15 protein-coding genes are annotated in these 13,640 nt (G+C 41.4%); 7 read left to right on the forward strand and 8 right to left on the reverse strand.

The annotated features are described in order from the left end of the window. Positions 1 to 86 precede the first annotated feature (86 nt). A complete protein-coding gene (locus K5Q58_RS03565; RefSeq protein ID WP_220752503.1) occupies positions 87 to 2,075 on the forward strand; it encodes a methyl-accepting chemotaxis protein in 1,989 nt (662 codons plus the stop codon). 134 nt (positions 2,076 to 2,209) lie between these two features. On the opposite strand, the gene K5Q58_RS03570 is transcribed toward K5Q58_RS03565, so the two are convergent. The 3 genes from K5Q58_RS03570 to K5Q58_RS03580 all read right to left on the reverse strand — a co-directional run bounded on the left by K5Q58_RS03570 (position 2,210) and on the right by K5Q58_RS03580 (position 4,298). Next, positions 2,210 to 2,683, reverse strand: a complete 474-nt coding sequence (locus K5Q58_RS03570; protein WP_220752504.1) for a peroxiredoxin — start codon at positions 2,681 to 2,683, stop codon at positions 2,210 to 2,212. A gap of 149 nt (positions 2,684 to 2,832) precedes the next feature. Then, the gene (locus K5Q58_RS03575) at positions 2,833 to 3,378 is read right to left on the reverse strand and encodes a DUF2937 family protein (RefSeq protein WP_259651217.1); all 546 of its coding nucleotides are present in this window, start codon (positions 3,376 to 3,378) and stop codon (positions 2,833 to 2,835) included. Positions 3,379 to 3,416: 38 nt separating this feature from the next. Further along, positions 3,417 to 4,298, reverse strand: coding sequence for a LysR family transcriptional regulator (locus tag K5Q58_RS03580; RefSeq protein WP_220752506.1), 882 nt, complete (start codon positions 4,296 to 4,298; stop codon positions 3,417 to 3,419). 197 nt (positions 4,299 to 4,495) lie between these two features. On the opposite strand from K5Q58_RS03580, the gene K5Q58_RS03585 reads away from it, so the two are divergent. Further along, the gene (locus tag K5Q58_RS03585) at positions 4,496 to 4,831 is read left to right on the forward strand and encodes a hypothetical protein (RefSeq protein WP_220752507.1); all 336 of its coding nucleotides are present in this window, start codon (positions 4,496 to 4,498) and stop codon (positions 4,829 to 4,831) included. Between the two features lie 65 nt (positions 4,832 to 4,896). Here K5Q58_RS03585 and K5Q58_RS03590 read toward each other — a convergent pair whose 3' ends face one another. Then, positions 4,897 to 5,823 (reverse strand): permease, encoded by a 927-nt coding sequence (locus tag K5Q58_RS03590; protein ID WP_220752508.1) that lies wholly within the window; start codon positions 5,821 to 5,823, stop codon positions 4,897 to 4,899. 113 nt (positions 5,824 to 5,936) lie between these two features. On the opposite strand from K5Q58_RS03590, the gene K5Q58_RS03595 reads away from it, so the two are divergent. After that, on the forward strand, positions 5,937 to 6,248 hold the full coding sequence (locus K5Q58_RS03595; protein ID WP_220752509.1) for a helix-turn-helix transcriptional regulator: 312 nt from the start codon (positions 5,937 to 5,939) through the stop codon (positions 6,246 to 6,248). Beyond that, positions 6,245 to 7,135, forward strand: coding sequence for an AraC family transcriptional regulator (locus tag K5Q58_RS03600; protein WP_259651218.1), 891 nt, complete (start codon positions 6,245 to 6,247; stop codon positions 7,133 to 7,135). The genes K5Q58_RS03595 and K5Q58_RS03600 overlap by 4 nt, the downstream gene beginning before the upstream one ends. 15 nt (positions 7,136 to 7,150) lie before the next feature. On the opposite strand, the gene K5Q58_RS03605 is transcribed toward K5Q58_RS03600, so the two are convergent. The 4 genes from K5Q58_RS03605 to K5Q58_RS03620 form a co-directional block, all read right to left on the reverse strand. Continuing rightward, positions 7,151 to 7,690 (reverse strand): dihydrofolate reductase family protein, encoded by a 540-nt coding sequence (locus tag K5Q58_RS03605; RefSeq protein ID WP_220752510.1) that lies wholly within the window; start codon positions 7,688 to 7,690, stop codon positions 7,151 to 7,153. A 183-nt stretch (positions 7,691 to 7,873) separates the two neighbouring features. Then, entirely contained in the window at positions 7,874 to 8,416 is a 543-nt protein-coding gene (gene hutZ, locus K5Q58_RS03610; protein WP_220752511.1) for a heme utilization protein HutZ, read from the reverse strand. A gap of 69 nt (positions 8,417 to 8,485) precedes the next feature. Then, on the reverse strand, positions 8,486 to 8,995 hold the full coding sequence (gene hutX / locus K5Q58_RS03615) for a heme utilization cystosolic carrier protein HutX (protein WP_220752512.1): 510 nt from the start codon (positions 8,993 to 8,995) through the stop codon (positions 8,486 to 8,488). Between the two features lie 175 nt (positions 8,996 to 9,170). Then, positions 9,171 to 11,207 (reverse strand): TonB-dependent hemoglobin/transferrin/lactoferrin family receptor, encoded by a 2,037-nt coding sequence (locus K5Q58_RS03620; RefSeq protein WP_220752513.1) that lies wholly within the window; start codon positions 11,205 to 11,207, stop codon positions 9,171 to 9,173. A 355-nt stretch (positions 11,208 to 11,562) separates the two neighbouring features. On the opposite strand from K5Q58_RS03620, the gene K5Q58_RS03625 reads away from it, so the two are divergent. From K5Q58_RS03625 to K5Q58_RS03635, 3 genes are read left to right on the forward strand one after another with little or no spacing between them, the layout of a single operon-like run. Continuing rightward, positions 11,563 to 12,354: an energy transducer TonB gene (locus K5Q58_RS03625; protein WP_220752514.1), complete on the forward strand. Its 792-nt coding sequence runs from the start codon at positions 11,563 to 11,565 to the stop codon at positions 12,352 to 12,354. A gap of 20 nt (positions 12,355 to 12,374) precedes the next feature. Further along, entirely contained in the window at positions 12,375 to 13,148 is a 774-nt protein-coding gene (locus K5Q58_RS03630; protein ID WP_220752515.1) for a MotA/TolQ/ExbB proton channel family protein, read from the forward strand. Continuing rightward, the gene (locus K5Q58_RS03635) at positions 13,148 to 13,570 is read left to right on the forward strand and encodes a biopolymer transporter ExbD (RefSeq protein ID WP_220752516.1); all 423 of its coding nucleotides are present in this window, start codon (positions 13,148 to 13,150) and stop codon (positions 13,568 to 13,570) included. Before K5Q58_RS03630 ends, K5Q58_RS03635 begins: the two co-directional genes overlap by 1 nt. The last annotated feature ends 70 nt before the right edge of the window (positions 13,571 to 13,640 follow it).

Raw genomic sequence — 13,640 nt, forward strand, 5'->3', positions numbered from 1 at the left:
ACAAGTTGATACATACGGTGTAATCTTTCTGTCATATTTAATTCATAAAATCCACAACACTTAACTTCCAAAAAACTAACATTTAAATGAAGATTTCCACTCTTTCTTTAACAGCTTCGGCGATCTTGTTGCTGCTAGCAGCCCTACTAGCTACTACTGTACTTTGGAGCACTGATAAACGTCAGCAACTAGAATTACAAGCCTCTGAACTACAACAAATCCAACAAGCTTTTTTGCTTGAAGTCCGCCCTAATATCAATGCGTACCTTCAAGCTGGCGACAGTGGCACATTAAACCAAGCAAGACAGCAACTCACCGACATTTCAGCGAGCATCGACCAAATAAACTTACCTTCAGCAACGAATGACATTCAAACCCTACAGCAATTTCTGCGTGGTTTTGTTGATAACCTGGATAATCGCTACCGCGCAGCAGGAAAGCTTGCGGGCAATCCAAGGCAGCTACTCGCTCACTCAGAGTCCGAAATGCTCGACAACAATATGCGTCTGGCAGCTTATGCCGAACAAGGTTTAGCTATCAATGCTGATTTAGCCCAAGGCTTTTTACACCTTAGCCGCGAGCTACCGCCACTGGTATTTAGGTTATCGCAGCTCACAGATGGCTATTTAATTAACAAAGACTCGCGTTTAGAAGCCAGTTTACAGCGTAGTATTGACGAGCTTAATCAATGGCATAACCAACTCAAAAAACTAGCACTTATTGGTATTTATGAGCTTGAAGAAGTAGATGAGTTTGCCCTAAGCGCCGATGAGCCAGAACAGTTTGAAATTGGTGAAAGTTACCGTAATGAGCTATTAAGTTTAAGCCTACGCTACGATAAAGAAGTGGCCAATACTTACCAAATGTTGGCTGACAACTTAGCCGTTCAGTCGCAGCTCACCGCCGACACGAATCAAGTAGAGCAGCAACTAATGCGCTTGGGTGAAGTCCACAGTAAATACGATCAAAATTTGAAAAAACAATTACAAACCATTCTGTATTCGATGGTGATCATTATTGGTTTATTTGCAGTGATCTATTTATGGCTACAACAACGCCGAGTGGTTAAACCGCTAAAGCAACTTAATGCCGCTTTTTTGCAACTAAGTGAATCAAACCACCGCGAGCAATTACGCATAGATAGCCGCTGCGAAACAGGTCAAATTGCAGGTCATTTTAATCAGTTACTGCATCAGTTCGAGCAAGAAGATGAACAACAGCGACAACAGGTCAGCAAAGTATCGCAATCTTTGAGTTTACTGATAGATCGTATTAAACAGTTATCCAATGGTACAGAGCAAACTCAGCAAGTGGTTGATATTGCCCAAACGCAAACTGGGCAAATACGTGAACTTGCCGATCAAGTTAAACAAACCTCATCTGTAGTTGAGCAAAAAGCGGCGCTGACAATGGAACATATGCAAGCAAGCCAGAAACAAGCTGAAGCTGTACTAGATGCCACCAAAATCTCGCATCAAGCAGTGAGCCACTGTAATCAATCCTTAGACCAACTATCCACTTCGGTGACTGACGTATCACAAATTATTGATGTCATTGGCAACATTGCTGAGCAAACCAATTTGTTAGCATTAAACGCAGCCATTGAAGCAGCCCGTGCAGGTGAGCAAGGGCGAGGCTTTGCGGTTGTTGCAGATGAGGTGCGTAATTTATCTCATCGCACCCAAAGCTCGCTAAAAGACATTCTCAATATTTTGGAGCAGTTAACAGTTTCAAACAAAGCCTTAACCGACAGTGTCCAAGGTATTGGCGAAGCCACCCAAAGCCAGCAAGCGCGGGCAACAAATTTGTTAGACGTGGCGAAAACAGTGCAAGCACAAGCGCAAGAGATGGTCAGTACTGCCAAACAAGGCACTGACTTTGCGAATCAACAAGTGAACTACCTCGATGAATTTGGCACCGCAATGGACAGCTTAAAACACCATGCACAAAGCGCATCAGATCAAAGCCATCATATTGCATCTGAAGTCGCTGAATCTGTTAATTCAATTGAACAAAGCTTAGGGATAGAAGCAGAATTAGTCTCGTCTGCAGCAACAAAGAAAGGGCCTTTTTAGTCATTCAAATGATTCAATAAAGGCTTTTACTCGTCATTATTTTTCTTCGACTTTTATTCGATTACGTCGATTAAACGCAAATAAAAAAGCGACTTTGTTAAGTCGCTTTTCAAGAGTTAAGCCAGCCAATGCTTTTATAGCGTGGCTAAAATAGCTTCAGCAGTACTGACTTCAAAAGATTTTGGCGCTTCAACATTTAGCGTAGTCACTACGCCGTTATCGACAACCATGGCATAACGTTGCGAGCGAACGCCACCAAACCCAGCGGTATCCATATCTAAGCCTAATGCCTTAGTGAAACTCGCATCACCATCAGCAAGCATAGTCAGCTCAGATGCATTTTGCGCCGCGCCCCATGCTTTCATAACAAAGGCATCATTAACCGAAACACAGGCAATTAAATCCACGCCTTTAGCTTTTATTTGATCGGCAAAAATGACAAAGCCCGGTAAATGCGACTCTGAACAGGTTGGCGTAAAGGCGCCCGGTACTGCAAATAACACAACCTTCTTATTGGCAAATAATTCACTTACATCGTGATTTAGCATACCGTCAAGAGTGAGTTCAGATAATGTACCAGTAGGTAAGGTTTGTCCTTGTTGAATCATGGTAAGTCCTTAGTGTAGTGCTTAGTGAATTTGAATTTGAATTTGAATGTGAATGTGAATGAGGTAAGCATAAAACGAAATCGACTTCACAAACACCGATGCTTTGTATGGTTAATTTATTGACTCGTCTTTAGCTTTAAATTTTAGACTTAGGCTTTAGATTCAGGATTAGTTTTAGTTTTAGGCTTAATGGCTCTATAAGCATGCTTACAGCCTTTGCCACAACCGACTAGGCACAATTCGCAGGCTAACGACAATAACAATCCCAATAATAACCCTATGCTGATCGCTCGTGTATCAAGCATGATCGTATGACTAAAGTGGTGCCAAACCTCTTGGCGAATATCTTCCATAGGCTCAAATGCCACTTGCTTAAAACCACTAAAGTCAGTTTGGTTAAACTGGATTAGCGCAACATTAAGTAGCTGATACCGCTGATATATGGCTTCAATACTGTCACCACCAGCATTAATCACTTGATCAGGATTTTGTTGATAATGGGCAATCAACTGTTGAATATCACCACCAAAGAAACGGTCTGCATCGCGCTGAAACTCAGCCAAACTGAGTTTGGCTTCTTGAGAGTGTGCATGAAGTCGCTGACCATATTGGTCAACAAATGCAGGCACTTGCACACCCAGTAATACGCCACTAACAAACAAAATAAGTCGTAAATACTCCATTATCGACTTCATCAATCGCTCCATTTCTTATATTTGGTCAATGCTCACACTCATAAGGTTAACCTAGGTTGAATAAAGTCAATAAAAGCGGATATGCGCCGCGCCACCGAAGAGGACTTATAGTAAACCGCATTCACTTGCCTACAGCCAGCATTGACTAATTTTTCCGACTCTAACACCTTAACAAGCCTGCCTTCGGCAATATCCTTGTTAATCATAAACCCAGATAGACAACCTATGCCGTGGTCGGCAAGGACTAGCTGCCTGATGGTTTCACCATTACTGCACCTCATAGAGGGTTTAGCTGTAAACCCTCCTTTTAACGGCCATTGATTTAAGTTTTTAGGCTCAGAAAAACCAACCAAGTCGTGATAATTAAGCTCGCACACTTGTTTGGGAGCGCCACGTTGACGGATATATTCAGGTGTTGCCACTAAGTATAAAATACTGTTACCAAGTAGCCTTGCGTGCATAGTTGAATCAACCAGCTCACCAATGCGGATTGCCACATCGGTATGCTTTTCCAGTAAATCAACGAAACCTTCATTTGAGGTAATTTCTAAGTCTATATCTGGATAACAGGCTTTAAATTCATGTATTAAGGGCACAAGTTGATGAAATACAAATGGACTTGCTGCATTCACTCGTAGCCGCCCTTTTGGCAAATCGCCACGGCATATTAAATCATGCTCAGCTTGGTTCAAGCATTGTAATCCTAAGCGCACAGAATCAATAAACTGCCGCCCTTCATCGGTTAAATCGACCCGACGAGTCGTGCGATTTAATATTGTTACCCCCAGTTGTTGCTCTATACGAGTCACTGAACGCGACACCTTTGCCACTTGAATATCAAGCGCCTCAGCGGCGGCAGAGAATCCGCCACTATCAACCACTGTAAGTAATATCTCTAAATCATCTGAACGCGTCAGCATATTGGTTCCACCAGTTTGCAGTTGCTAAAGCTGATATTTTTATTGGCTTACGCCATACTTGCTCTTCAATCACACCATTGGTGCTATTCATTCATCGAGCGATTACTGCTATGTTATTTTTATGGTTATGCAATCACGTCGCAGGATAGCGATATAAGTTAACCATCAATATGGACATTACATTAAAGGATTAATACATGAAAGCCGCGATTATTTTACCATTACTGCTGTCATCATTTGTCATGACAACATCAACCTATGCTGAAGAACTCACCCCAGAACAATTGGATATGGTGATTCAAATGTCAGTCAATCAAATGAAAAATGAAGGCGAATTTGCCAAGATGGCCACCTGTACTAATCAATCTGAAACCAAAGTTGAGTCGGTGTTTCGCTCGGTCATGCGCACGTGTGTTGAGAGACACATGCTAGATGAAAATGATGAGAAAACCACAGCGTGTTTAGTGTCGAATTTTTCAGATAAGTTGGGGATTTCAGAAGAGAAATTTACCGCCTGTACTGATGAAAGTTAGCTCATCAGCAAACAAAAAAGCACTCACCACAAGTGATGAGTGCTTAATCTTTGATTCTTATACCGTTAGAAAATAAACTGGTATAAGAAACCTGCTGCAATCGCCATTGATATAATGACCACTAAAAACGCCGCAATCATTTGATTTTTAAATATCGATTTAAGCAAGATGACTTCAGTTAAACTGGCACCAGCACTACCAATAATCAGCGCCATGACCGCACCTAGTCCCATCCCTTTTGCAGCTAACGCAGCGCTTAATGGGATCACCGCTTCAGCTCGGATATACAAAGGAATACCAATAACCGCAGCAACCGGAATAGCTAATGGGTTATCTTCGCTAGCAAAACTGGCCACAAACTCCGTTGGCATAAAGCCGTAAATTAATGAACCAATTGCAATACCGCCTAATAAGTAAGGTAAAACCGTTTTAAAATCTGCCCATGTGCTGTTCCACACTTTACGCCATTTGCTGACTTCTTTAGCTTTACCACCACATCCACTACTGCAACCTTTTGACTCAGGGGCGATATAGGCTTCAGGTTTTACATATTTTTCAAACCCAAGTTTTTCAAGGGTGTAACCCGCAATAACTGATACGCCCATTGCCATAACAAAGTAAAATAACGTCACTTTAAGACCGAATGTCACAGCAAATAAACCAATGATAATTGGGTTTAGCAAAGGGCTAGCAAACAAGAACACCATCATGGTGCCAAACCCTGCTTTTGCTCTTAATAGTCCTTTTAAAAAAGGGATGGTCGAGCAAGAACAGAATGGGGTTATTGCGCCTAAAAAACCAGCAACAATGTAACCACGGCCGCCTTTACTGCTCAAAATACTTTGAATTTTTGCCGGTGGAATGTATAGCTGTAATACTCCCACAAAATAACTAATCGCCAAAAATAAGATGGTCAGCTCAACTGCTAAGAACATAAACATGTCGAGCGTTTCTTTGAGCATATCCATATTAATGAAGTTAGAATCAAACATAATTACTACCTAATTTAACCATATTTCTAGAATGGTCGAAATATAAACCTTAAAACTGGATAGATCAAGATATTTCTAGTATTATCGAAATATAATTTCAAAAAGGAATCGTCATGGAAATTGAAACTATCGCTAAGGCATTGAAAGAACTCGGACATCCGACAAGACTAACCATTTATAATAAAGTGGTACGTGCGGGTTATCAGGGAGTAGCGGTCGGTGCTCTACAAGAAAGTTTAGCGATTCCTGGTTCAACGTTATCTCACCACATATCAAGTTTGGCTTCTGCTGGACTGATTTCCCAGCGTCGTGAAGGTCGCACCTTATACTGCGTGGCTGAGTTTGAACAACTTGAATCTGTGATTAGTTTTTTACAGAATGAATGCTGCGCTGACGAGGAATGCACTCCAAAGGCGGCATCTTGAACGGCTGGATGATCCCACCAATTGATAGCCTTGTTGCCCGTTATGTCGAATGCTATTGGTTTATTAACACCGTCAAAGATGACGATGGTATCGCTCACCCAAAGCTTAACCCTGATACTTGTGGACATTTAATTCTCACGCCTAAATCTCAAGCTTATGACTATCAATCTGAGGCCTACTCCACTCAAGGAAAAGGCAGTCATTGGTTATTTCCTTATAATAAAACCTACACTATGGATCATAGTGAACCGATGACCTTACTTGGAATTAAATTTCATACTGGTGCACTGTACTCATTAAATCTTGAGCCCAATACTGTTGAGGTAAACCGTATTGCTCAAGTTGATGTGGAGCAACTATTCCTGCAATTTCCGCCAAAGCCAGATAGCAATTTAGCAGCTCAATTAAACGTATCTTTAGACTCATATTTAGAATCATCTTTAGCATCATTGCTACAAGTAGGCCAACAGGATCAAACGGCCTGCGCAGAACTGCTAGACCAATTACTGCTGCCTTGGGTGAGCACCGCAAAAGATGATAAACACAGTGAATTAGTCAGAAAAGCCATTGCGCTACCACCTGAAGTGGTCATTTCGCAAATGGGACAGCAGTTACATTGCTCCCAGCGAACCTTAGAGCGCAGCTTTTTACGTGTAACAGGGATGACATTAAAACAATGTCAGTCAATCAATAAGCTCGATAATCTACTGACGCATTTATCAAAACATGAAAATAATGATATTAATTGGAGCGATATTGCGCAGCAATTTGGTTTTAGCGATCAACCGCATTTAATCCGCTATTTGAAAAATGCCATTGGCAATACCCCTAGAGAGTACGCCAAATCAAGAGAGTTCGTGATTGATATATATGGCAATTTTGAGTAACTCGTTGCCATCAGTTTAGTCTTCGCGTACTCGAATAAAGCTATTTGTCACTAAACAACCTAGATGCTGTTGACTGCTGATATGTTTGAATTTTAACGGCGCAGCCAACTCACCAAACAAAGAAATACCGCCGCCGAGTAAAGTCGGAATGGTAGTAATGTTCAGCTCATCAATCATATCTTGCTTTAAAAAGTTTTGAATCGTCGCACCGCCATCGATATACAGTTCGTTAAACCCTTTTTGATTAAGCTCATTCACTACTTGTTCAAGTTCACCGTTAACAATAAACACCTTATCCGCCACTTCAGGGGCAACTGTTGTCAGGGTATTGCTAAGTACAAATACAGGTTTGTGATAAGGCCAGTCACAGTCAAAACTCATCACCTTTTCATAGGTATTACGGCCCATAACCAATGCATCGATTCGACTCATAAAAACACTGTACCCCATATCTGAACCTTCTGGGTTTGGCATATCGTGAAGCCAATCAATATTATTGTTTTTGTCAGCGATATAGCCATCAAGGCTAGTAGCAATGAACACAATATTACTCATAAGATTAATGCCTTTTAGTGTTTATTTGAGATAGAAAGCCAAGATTTTAGTTTAACAGCTTAGGTAAAAAGTGGGAGTTAATTTGAATCATGACCTGTTAACTGGGCATAAAAAAGCCCACTGAACTCAGCGGGCTTATAACTATTTAGCTTTAGACAATGGGGTTAACTTTTCACTAAATAGTTACGCTTCGACTGCCACTTGCTTAGGGGTACCGTGGTGGCCATCGCGCTTCCAATCTACATCTAACAACTCAGCACCAGATAAGCTAAATGCTTGTCCGAAGCCTTTAACATATAAGCCGTGATGTGGATTAAGTTTAAATAGATTGAAGTCTTTTAATGCTGCTAAGTTATCAATCATTTCACCAAAACGAGTCGATAATGCCGCTACGCCTTTGGTAAATGTATCGGTATCTCTTGCAACTATTTCGGCTGTCGCATCAAAAGTTAATCGTTTACGGGCAAACACGCTTTTCGACTCAGACTCATCTTCAACTAACATAACAGATAGCTTGTCAGAGGCTTTTAAGTTGGTGCCATGGCGAGCCAGCTCACTCACTAGAATATAAAAGCCGTCATCAGCTAGAGCAAAAGGCGCGTAACTGGCATTAGGTATGCCGTCAGCATCTTGGGTAGCAAGCTGTAATGTTGAACGCTGGGCTTTAAATTCTTCAATTTCTGGGAGTAGCTTTTCTCGTAAACGTTGCTCTTTTTCTGTCGACATCACGATTTCCTCTTTCTATATTTATTGAGCGCTCTATTTTATTAAGCGTTAGTTAGGTTGCTGCGGTCATCAAGCCGCTGCGAGCACACTGTCTTTCAACGCTTGGAAGCGCTCAACTTGATCGCTTAGCAGCACGCGCTTTTTATCTCGACCTAAATACACTTTAAAGACTACTTCACCTTGTGCACCGAAGAAGTTAATTGAGTGGCTTTCGGTCCCTCTAAACGGTTTACTGATCAAAGCAATAGCACTAATATCATCTAATTTTAAATGACCATGTAGTCCTTCACCTTTGGTGATTAAGTTGTAATAACCATGGGCATATTTTCCTTTAGGAAACGAGCCTTTAAATTCAAAAATACTACCTGAAGCGGATACGATAGTGGTCATGTTGCCCCACTCAGGTAGCGACGCCAATAAGCTATCTTTTTCTGATAAAGGCAGTAATACCAACTGCTCGACTGGTAAGGCGTTAACCACTTCAAGTTCTGTGATTGCTAACTCAGCAGCAACTTGCCCTGGCATTGCTGCTGGGTTATCTGCTAAATACTGTTTAATTTGTTCTACTGATACAGCCATGGAATATCTCCAATTATTTATAAAGCCATGTCGCGGATGCTAATTTTTACAAAACCAGAATCTTGAAAAAGCCGCTCAAGCTTTAGTGCTTGAGAAGCTTATTTCAGTCAGCATTAAACGAATATTTCACTGCATAATGCTGACTTATGATTTATATCCGCTTGTGGATAAAGGATTAAAATGAGTAACGCGCTGACAATTTGAAATTCCTGCCTTGTTCGTACAAGGTTTGCCACGCTTGGCGATATTCCTCATCACCGATATTTTCTACTGCAAAATCAACACGTAGACCTTCAAAAGTTCCCATTGCAGGTTCCCAAGCTACATATACATCCCACAATTTGTATGAGTCATATTGCTCAAGGTTATCTGCTGGTAAATCGTCTTGCTCAGCAACGTAAGTGAAACGTGTACCAAACTTCATATCGCCTTCCATAATCGACTGCGATAAATCTATGCCCATTTTTTTAGCTGGAATATTTGATAAATACTCATCGGTATTCTTGTCTTTACCTTCGGTCTGACCGTAGTTAAATGTCACACGGGTTTGCTTGTAACGGTAACGAGTATTGAATTCAAAACCGGTTAATTTAGCTTCATCAACATTATCCCAAGAGGTCGTTTGCTCAAGTCCTGGAATGCCATAAAGCGGGTTAGACACCGATTGCTCAATGAAATCGTCAACATCATTTCTGAACACGCTTAAGGTAATCGCTAACTCGTCGTCACCGGCTAAATCAGCAAAGCGCATATCTGCTTTTATCTCTTTGTTTTGAGCTTTTTCAGCTTCCAAATCTGGGTTGATTTCGAAGGTATTACACAGGCCATCAGGTAAGAAACCTGGGATTGAAGGAATACAGTAATGGGTACCAGTTGAATACATTTCTTCCATGCTTGGAGCACGGAAAGCTTCGTCATATCGAGCACTTAAGGTTAACCAGTCAGTGGTGTTCCACACTAAGCCGACAGAAGGGGTAAAAGCGTTATCATCAGATGACAAACCTAAGTTATTACTCTCGTTTTCGAACGTGTCGTAACGTACACCAACGTCTAAAGCGACTGTTTCAGTTAACTTAATGTCTGCTTTAGTAAATGCGCCCCAAACTGTGGTTTCACCATCAATATCTTCTGGTCGCTCACCCACTTGCCCATAATCGTCACGTACTGTGTTAATCGTGTCTTTATAACCGTCAACACCGTAAGTCAGCACAGTATTGCCGAAAGTTGAGCTGTTATTAATGCTAAAACCAATGGTTTCAAATTCAGTGCTATCGAATTGGTCTTTAGTGACACGGTCTTCGTCGTAATTGGTGCTGTTCCAATAAACGGTGGCGTTTAAATCCAATAATGGGTTATCAGTTGGATTTAAGCTGTAATCTAACGTCACGTTTTGATCTTCAGTATCACGTTGTACTAATGGGACTGAACTGCCGACATTAGTTGATGGGTTACTTGGCACTAACTCATCGGTATTTGAAAAACGTGCAGATAACTGTAAGCGTTGGTCATCAGTGGGTTCCCAACCAATTTTTGCTAAACCGCTCGTTGCTTCAGAAGCACTGTTTTCAAGGGTTTGGTCATTACCAATCTTGATATTATTGCTATCGTGGTAGCTACCACTTAATAACCAATCAATGTTGTCAGCTAAACCATATAATGTACCGCTGGTTTTAATCTTGTCGCCGTTCGTTTCAAAACCTTGCTTGATATAACCACCGAAGGTATCGCCTTCATCTAAGAAGTCTTGGGCAGATTTAGTGTTTTGTGCAACCACACCACCAATAGCACCACTGCCCCATAAGCTACTTGCAGGGCCACGCACAACTTCGATTGAGCTTAGTAACTCAGGATCCATGAAGTAAGTGCCACGGTGACCTGAATTAGTATTTTGACGTGCACCATCAATGGTTTGTAATACTCGTTGACCACTTAAACCACGAATTTCAACACCCTGAGAAGAAGCTCGAGGACCATTTGTCACACTGACGTTAGCTTCGTTTTTCAGTGCATCTGCAACCGATGAAGGTTGTGACTCTTGCATTTTCTCTTCGCTGATCACTGTCACGCTTCGGCTAGTATCAGATACTTTTTCACTGATACGCGTTGCTGTGACTAAAACTTCATCAAATTCGGTGACTGTTTTGCTTTCTTGTGCATATGCGGTTGTACTGAAAACCATTGCCATTGCTACTACGAGTGGCTTCTTGGTCATGATTAAATCCTCAAAGTATAAATACAAAATTCGGCTTAGTTCGAGAGAAGTAATGACCACTTTGTGTTAGTGAAAAAGTTAATGAATCATGCTGAAAAACTAATCACAAAGTATTATTACTGCCTGACTAATTGCCGCACTTTACCTGAGAACAAAACATAGATCAAATGAAAATCATTATCATTTGCGATCTCATTAGTATTAATGTACATTTAACTCAATACTAATAAGGAATGAATATAACCTGTTGTTATTAATAGATTTGTAAAGAATGTAAAGATTCTAAGCTAACTAATTACTTCAATTGGAATTGTTCAACCTTTAACCGCATTGATGTTGTAGAAGAATATTGCAGATGACACCTAAACGATATTTTGCTTTCGGATGTTTAACGATTTTAATCCAAGGAGGGGTACTGGCCTCTCAAAATAGCGAGCCAACTATTCAGTTATCTGAAGGTGCTGCAATGGGATCAAATCAAGCTGTCAGCGTCATGATTGCAATGCAAGCCAGCGCACAGGCATCAAGTATTGAAAACACTGTGGCAGAAGTGAAACAACCGGAGCCAGTTGCTCAGCCTGAATCCATTGTTAAACCTGAAGTTCAGCCTAAACCAGAAATTAAAACCGATCCTAAAAAGCCAGCACCAGAAAAAGTCATTGCCAAAGTTGAGGAGGTTAAGCCTCCGGTAACTAAACCTGAAACAGTTAAACCTGAAACCCCTAAGACAGAAATAGTTGACACTAAAGTTGTTGAGCCAGAAACAACTGAGCAGCCACCAGCAGAAGTAACAGAGTTTGCCAGCGCAGATGCCAGCGCAACTCACAATCAACAGCAAGTTGATGCTAAGCAAGGGATCACTCAAGAAACCGTTGCACTGCAACAACCGACGTTTTCAGCGCCACCATCTCAACCTAATTACCCTAGAAAAGCCCGTAAAAGAGGTTTTGAGGGCACCGCGACAGTGGAAGTCATGTTTAATCAAATTGGTGAGCAACTCTCGCTCACTTTAGTTAATAGTTCAGGTTATAGCTTACTTGATGCAGCAGCTATCGATGCCGTTGAAAAGTGGCAATTTGCCGCACCATCACCACAAACAGCTTTTGCTTACACAGTAAGAGTACCGGTGAAGTTTGCGCTAAATTAATCTGAAGATAGGAAACCAACATGTCTCAACCATTATATTTGCAACTGTCAGAGCAATTAGGCTACTTAACTTGGCCGTTATTTATTTGTGCATTCTTAGCCATTCTCATCATATTAGAGCGTGTAGCTTTAATGGCCAACGAGCTTTTAAAGCGAGATGCATGGCTCACTGAACTGAGAAAAAAAACTCGCAGTGCAACCCCTGAACAAAGACAACAACTGCTGACCCAATTAAGTAAAGGCCGCACTATGTTAGCTAAGGGAACAGGCCTGTTGTTATCCCATGGCGATCATCCACGCGCTATGCGAGAAGAGATTTTAAATCTTTGGCTAATAAAGCAAAAAGAAAAGCTGCAATCAGGCTTAAAAGTCCTGCAGATTATCGGCGTAATTACTCCCCTACTTGGTCTATTAGGCACAGTATTAGGTTTGATTGAAATGTTCAGTCAGCTGGGTATTTCTGATGGTCCAGTAACACCATCACAACTCGCAACGGGTCTTGGACTTGCAATGAATACGACTGCTGCGGGGTTAATTATTGCGGTACCAGCTATCACCATGTCTCACTTACTGAGTTTATGGGCTGAAAAGCGCTGCAATAAAATGGCTCATGCTTTAAATCAGCTAAACCTATGGTTAGAAGGTTTTGATCAAGCATTAAACATTGGTTGTGAAGCGCCGTGCGGAGCCAATGCACCTTGCCTTAAAGCGGGTAAGAGCAACACCAATCAACAACAGTCTTCTACTGCCAATATGACTGCACCAATGAATGCAACGCTATCGGAGTCAAACTGATGATCAGCGCAGACCCTAGCGCCGGCTCTTCAGCTCAAGCAAGTGTCGGGATTGATTTAACCCCGCTCATCGACATTATTTTTATTGTGTTGGTGTTCTTGCTGCTGACCGCTAATACCCAGCTGCTGACATTACCTGTGGATGTTCCAACAGAAGCCGACTCTGAACTCGTGGGCTTGTCTCAGGAACAACATATTTCAATCAATATTCTGACTGAAGCGCCACACTGGGCATTAGACAGTCAACAATTTGAAGATTTTGATCAATTTGAAGCAGCCTTTATTCAAGCGTTCACTGAGACACCTGATATCAATGTTGTTGTCGCGGCAGATAAAAATGCACCTGTGCAGCCACTAATGACTGTGCTGGCATTACTACAACGACAGCAAATTACTAATACCCAAATTTTAATGGAGCCCTAATACTGCGGTCACTTATCTATTAAAGATATTTATCTATTGTATCTATTAAAGATAGTTGTCAGCGCTATTC

The sequence above is a fragment of the Shewanella sp. KT0246 genome (genome assembly GCF_019654955.1).
In the GTDB taxonomy this organism is placed as follows: Bacteria; Pseudomonadota; Gammaproteobacteria; order Enterobacterales; family Shewanellaceae; genus Shewanella; species Shewanella goraebulensis.

Coding starts and splice junctions, on each gene's coding strand:
- K5Q58_RS03575 (WP_259651217.1), bottom strand. CDS start 3,378: ATGAAGTCGATAATGGAGTATTTACGACTTATTTTGTTTGTTAGTGGC.
- hutX (WP_220752512.1), bottom strand. CDS start 8,995: ATGGCTGTATCAGTAGAACAAATTAAACAGTATTTAGCAGATAACCCA.
- K5Q58_RS03580 (WP_220752506.1), bottom strand. CDS start 4,298: ATGCTGACGCGTTCAGATGATTTAGAGATATTACTTACAGTGGTTGAT.
- K5Q58_RS03590 (WP_220752508.1), bottom strand. CDS start 5,823: ATGTTTGATTCTAACTTCATTAATATGGATATGCTCAAAGAAACGCTC.
- K5Q58_RS03625 (WP_220752514.1), top strand. CDS start 11,563: ATGACACCTAAACGATATTTTGCTTTCGGATGTTTAACGATTTTAATC.
- K5Q58_RS03585 (WP_220752507.1), top strand. CDS start 4,496: ATGAAAGCCGCGATTATTTTACCATTACTGCTGTCATCATTTGTCATG.
- K5Q58_RS03605 (WP_220752510.1), bottom strand. CDS start 7,690: ATGAGTAATATTGTGTTCATTGCTACTAGCCTTGATGGCTATATCGCT.
- K5Q58_RS03565 (WP_220752503.1), top strand. CDS start 87: ATGAAGATTTCCACTCTTTCTTTAACAGCTTCGGCGATCTTGTTGCTG.
- K5Q58_RS03630 (WP_220752515.1), top strand. CDS start 12,375: ATGTCTCAACCATTATATTTGCAACTGTCAGAGCAATTAGGCTACTTA.
- K5Q58_RS03570 (WP_220752504.1), bottom strand. CDS start 2,683: ATGATTCAACAAGGACAAACCTTACCTACTGGTACATTATCTGAACTC.
- hutZ (WP_220752511.1), bottom strand. CDS start 8,416: ATGTCGACAGAAAAAGAGCAACGTTTACGAGAAAAGCTACTCCCAGAA.
- K5Q58_RS03620 (WP_220752513.1), bottom strand. CDS start 11,207: ATGACCAAGAAGCCACTCGTAGTAGCAATGGCAATGGTTTTCAGTACA.
- K5Q58_RS03635 (WP_220752516.1), top strand. CDS start 13,148: ATGATCAGCGCAGACCCTAGCGCCGGCTCTTCAGCTCAAGCAAGTGTC.
- K5Q58_RS03595 (WP_220752509.1), top strand. CDS start 5,937: ATGGAAATTGAAACTATCGCTAAGGCATTGAAAGAACTCGGACATCCG.